Origin of the sequence: Spongiactinospora gelatinilytica (assembly GCF_003236385.1) — a bacterium.
Classification (GTDB): Bacteria; Actinomycetota; Actinomycetes; order Streptosporangiales; family Streptosporangiaceae; genus Spongiactinospora; species Spongiactinospora gelatinilytica.
Genome location: NZ_POUA01000518.1, coordinates 1 through 4264, shown reverse-complemented (window position 1 = coordinate 4264; position 4264 = coordinate 1). Strand labels below are relative to the sequence as shown.

At 70.7% G+C, this 4264-nt stretch carries 4 protein-coding genes; 1 reads left to right on the top strand and 3 read right to left on the bottom strand.

The window, feature by feature from the left end; genetic code table 11:
* Both C1I98_RS36065 and dxs read right to left on the bottom strand, forming a co-directional pair.
* Window positions 1–653 (bottom strand): amino acid permease (locus C1I98_RS36065; protein WP_306461944.1); only part of this gene is annotated, 653 nt, incomplete at its 3' end.
* Between the two features lie 90 nt (window positions 654–743).
* Window positions 744–2690, bottom strand: coding sequence for a 1-deoxy-D-xylulose-5-phosphate synthase (dxs, locus tag C1I98_RS36060; protein WP_111171772.1), 1947 nt, complete (start codon window positions 2688–2690; stop codon window positions 744–746).
* A gap of 102 nt (window positions 2691–2792) precedes the next feature.
* Here dxs and C1I98_RS36055 point away from each other — a divergent pair, with 102 nt between their 5' ends.
* Window positions 2793–3656: a neutral zinc metallopeptidase gene (locus C1I98_RS36055; RefSeq protein ID WP_158558330.1), complete on the top strand. Its 864-nt coding sequence runs from the start codon at window positions 2793–2795 to the stop codon at window positions 3654–3656.
* Between the two features lie 64 nt (window positions 3657–3720).
* Here the strand turns inward: C1I98_RS36055 and C1I98_RS36050 are convergent.
* The coding region (locus tag C1I98_RS36050; RefSeq protein WP_111171770.1) for a sulfite exporter TauE/SafE family protein at window positions 3721–4264 on the bottom strand (544 nt) is incomplete at its 5' end.

The following is a 4264-nucleotide window of genomic DNA, read 5'->3' as shown; positions in this document are numbered from 1 at the left end:
GGGATGAACGGCGTGTAGTTGGCGGCGCGCACGAAGAACAGGCCGGCCACGATGACCAGCAGCACGACCGCCACCTTGAGGATCACCAGCGCCAGGTTGGTGCGCGCGGAGACCTTGATCCCGGCCACCAGGATCGCGGTGAGGATCAGCACGATGATCATGGCCGGCATGTTGATCACCGCGTCCTCCCCGGCGAGCGCCGGGGGCGGGCCGACGCCCAGCGTGGACATCAGCGAGGCGAAGTATCCCGACCAGCCGACGGACACCACCGCCGCGCCCAGCGCGAGTTCCAGCACCAGGTCCCAGCCGATCACCCAGGCCGGGAACTCGCCCAGGGTGGCGTAGGCGAAGGTGTAGGCCGATCCGGCCACCGGCACGGTGGAGGCGAACTCGGCGTAGCACAGCGCGGCCAGGCCGCACACGACCGCGGCCGCCACGAACGCCAGCGCCACCGCGGGGCCCGCGTTGTCGCGGGCGACCCGGCCGGTGAGCACGAAGATGCCGGTGCCGACGATCACTCCGACGCCGAAGACGGTGAGGTCGAGCGCGCTGAGCCGCTTTCGCAGCCGGTGTTCCGGCGCCTCGGTGTCGTGGATCGACTCCTCGATCGTCTTCGTGCGCGCCGCCATCATCACGAACCCCCAGATCAACATTGATCGAGGGGTCTCTTCCCCGCGAAACCGTCATCATTCGCGCGAGGTGTGTTCCGCCCGGTCCTGGTGGGGCCGGGCGGGCACGACGGGCTAGCGGGTGGTGTGCGGGGTGAGCACCGGGCTGCGCTTGGCCACCGCCTCGGTGATCTGGCGGGCCAGGCCCTGGGCGGTCAGCCCGGCCTCGGTGAGGATCTTGGCGCGCTTGGCGTGGGTGAGGAAGGTCTGCGGGACGCCGTACGTGCGGACCGGCACATCGACGTCGGCGTCGCGCAGCGCGCGGGCCACCGTGTCGCCGACCGCGCCCACCCGGCCGTTGTCCTCCACCACCGCGACCAGCTTGTGCGCGGCGGCGGCCAGCGGCAGCGCGTCGTCCAGCGGCATGACCCAGCGGGGGTCGACGACCGTGGCGGAGATGCCCTGGGCGTCGAGCAGGCGGGCGGCCTCCATGCAGGTCTCGGCCATGCAGCCGACCGCCACCAGCAGTACGTCGGGGTCGGCGGCGCGCAGCACGTCCATCTCGCCGAGCTTGCCCACCGCCTCGATGTCGGCGGCGACCGGCCCCTTGGGATAACGCACCACGGTCGGGCCGTCGGACACCTCGACCGCCTCGGCCAGCAGCTCGCGCAACCGCGCGCCGTCGCGCGGCGCGGCCAGCCTCAGCCCCGGGACCACCTGAAGGATCGACATGTCCCACATGCCGTTGTGGCTCGGCCCGTCGTCGCCGGTGACGCCGGCCCGGTCGAGCACCACGGTGACCGGCAGCCGGTGCAGCGCGACGTCCAGCAGCAACTGGTCGAACGCGCGGTTGAGGAAGGTGGAGTAGACCGCGACCACCGGGTGCAGGCCGCCCAGGGCCAGCCCGGCGGCGGAGGTCAGCGCGTGCTGCTCGGCGATGCCCACGTCGTGGATGCGGTCGGGGTAGGCCTCGGCGAACGCGGCGAGGCCCACCGGGTGCAGCATGGCCGCGGTGATGGCCACGATGTCGAGGCGCTCGCCGCCGATGCGAACGATCTCCTCGCTGAACACGTCGGTCCAGCCGCGCGCCCGGGGCCGCTCCTCGCCGGTGGCCGGGTCGAAGGGCTGCGGGGCGTGGAAGCAATCCTCGTCGTGGTTTTCCGCGGGGCTGTAGCCGTGCCCCTTGTGGGTGATCACGTGCACGATGACCGGGCCGCGGAAGCCGCGCGCCTTGCGCAGCGCGATCTCCACGCCCTGCTCGTCGTGGCCGTCGATCGGCCCGACGTACTTCAGCCCGAGGTCTTCGAACATCGCCTGCGGGGCCAGGATGTCCTTCAGGCCCTTCTTGACGCCGTGCAGGGTCTCGTAGAAGGGCGAGCCCAGGACCGGCACCTTGGCCAGGGAGTCCTTGACGAACTCCAGCGCGTGCTCATAGCCCTGGGTCATCCGCAGCGAGGCCAGGTGCCTGGCCAGGCCGCCGATGGTCGGCGAGTAGGACCTGCCGTTGTCGTTGACCACGATGATCAGCGGCAGGTCGCGCTCGGCGGCGATGTTGTTCAGCGCCTCCCAGGCCATGCCGCCGGTGAGCGCGCCGTCGCCGATCACCGCCACGACCGTGCGCTCGGCCTCGCCGCGCAGCCGGAACGCCTTGGCCAGCCCGTCGGCGTAGGACAGTGCGGTGGAGGCGTGCGAGTTCTCGATGAGGTCGTGCTCGGACTCCTCCTGGCTCGGGTAGCCGGAAAGACCGCCCTCCTGGCGCAGCGAGCCGAAGGCGTCGGCGCGGCCGGTGAGCATCTTGTGGACGTACGCCTGGTGCCCGGTGTCCCACAGCACCTTGTCGTGCGGGGAGTCGAACACCCGGTGCAGGGCGATCGTGAGCTCCACCACCCCGAGGTTGGGGCCGAGATGACCGCCGGCCTTCGACTCGGCCACCGAGTTGATCAGAAGGTCACGGATCTCCTCGGCGAGCCGGGGCAGGTCAGCCACCTCCACTTCCTTGAGGTCGCCAGGCCCCTCGATGGTCTTCAGGAGTCCAGGCCGCTCGCCCACGGAACCATCCCCTCTGTTCGCCCTCGCCGCCATTAGGACGAGTCTAGTTCGCTTATCCGACGCCTCAGCCGAATCCTTCAAAGGATGCCGAAACTGCACCGATATACGACGGATTGGTCTAATCTCTGCATCATTATGAACACCCTCCCCATCAGGAAACTCTCGACCCTAGCCGCAGCGGCCACGGTGCTCGCGCTCTTCGGAACGGGCACCGCTCAGGCGTCGGCACCCGCCGCGCCGGCCGCGGTCAAGGAGGCCAGTAAGGCGCAGCACACCCAGGCGGCCGCGGCGGTGCCGTACGGCAAGCGCGCCGCCACGCACAACCCGCTCTACCGCACCGGGCGCATCAGCGTGTCCAACTGCTCGGCGGGGCAGATCCGCTCCGGTAGCGCGGCGTCGTACCGCAGGTTCATGACCAAGGTCAACACCTGCCTGAACAACGCGTGGGCACGCCAGTTCCGCAAGGCGCGCCTGCCGTTCGCCAAGCCGCGGCTGCGCTTCGTCACCGGCAAGGTGAGCAGCCCGTGCGGAAGGTGGCCGACGGGGGCCGGCGGCTACTACTGTTCCGCCAACAAGACCATGTACATCGGGGTGACCCGGAAGGTCGTCCGTGACGCGTTCGAGCTGGGCTCGGCCCAGTTCATGGCACACGAGTACGCCCACCACGTGCAGACGGTCAGCAAGATCGGACCGAACTACTACTTCCCCACGCACAACCGGGCTCGTGGGTCCGCCAAGTTGCTGCTGTCGCGGCGCTTCGAGCTTCAGGCCGACTGCATGGCATCGGCGTTCCTGCGCAGCGTGCAGAGCTCGCTTCCGGTCAACTCGTCCGAGTGGCGCAGCATGAACGACTGGACCCGCAAGAACGGCCACAAGGCCTGGCCGACGAACGACCACGGCAAGGGCTACAGCCAGGCGTTCTGGGCGCAGCGGGGGTTCGACTCGGGTGGCCCGGGGGGCTGCAACACCTGGGCCGTGTCCTCGGGCCGCGTCGCCTGACCGACCGTTCCACCGACCCACCGCACGGCCGCGCCCCCGGGCGCGGCCGTGCGCCTTTTCACGTTCAGCCGAAGAGACTCTGGGCGATCAACGCGAGCGCCGACGCCGTCGCCAGCACGAGTACGCTCGCCCGCACCCGCCCCCGGTCCAGGAAGCGGCGCAGCGGGCCGGACGCCAGGAACCCGGCGACCATGCACGGGACCAGCAGCGCGCCGAAACGCAGCGAGTGCGGGGTCAGCTCGCCCGCCCACCACAGGAAGAACAGCGACTGCGCCGCGCCCAGCGCGAAGAACATCGCCAGCGTCGCCCGGATCTGCGGGCCCCTGGCACTCTGGAAGACCAGCGCCATCGGCGGCCCGCCGATGCCGGTCGCCGTACCGGCGACACCGGACACCAGGCCGGCCGCGGCGACCGTGCCCGCGTTGCGCGGCACCTCGGCGGCCCGCCAGGTGAGCAGCACCGCGATCAGTACCATCGCGCCGACCGACAGGCCCAGCGTGCGCGCCGACAGGTAACCGACGACGATCGCCCCCAGCGCACTACCGGGCAACCGCCCGACGATCCCCCAGCCCACGCCCCGCCAGTCCACTTTGCGCCACTCCAGCGCC

Bases quoted from the DNA above. Each gene is read 5' to 3' on its own strand.
- dxs (WP_111171772.1), bottom strand. From the start codon at position 2,690: ATGGCGGCGAGGGCGAACAGAGGGGATGGTTCCGTGGGCGAGCGGCCT.
- C1I98_RS36055 (WP_158558330.1), top strand. From the start codon at position 2,793: ATGAACACCCTCCCCATCAGGAAACTCTCGACCCTAGCCGCAGCGGCC.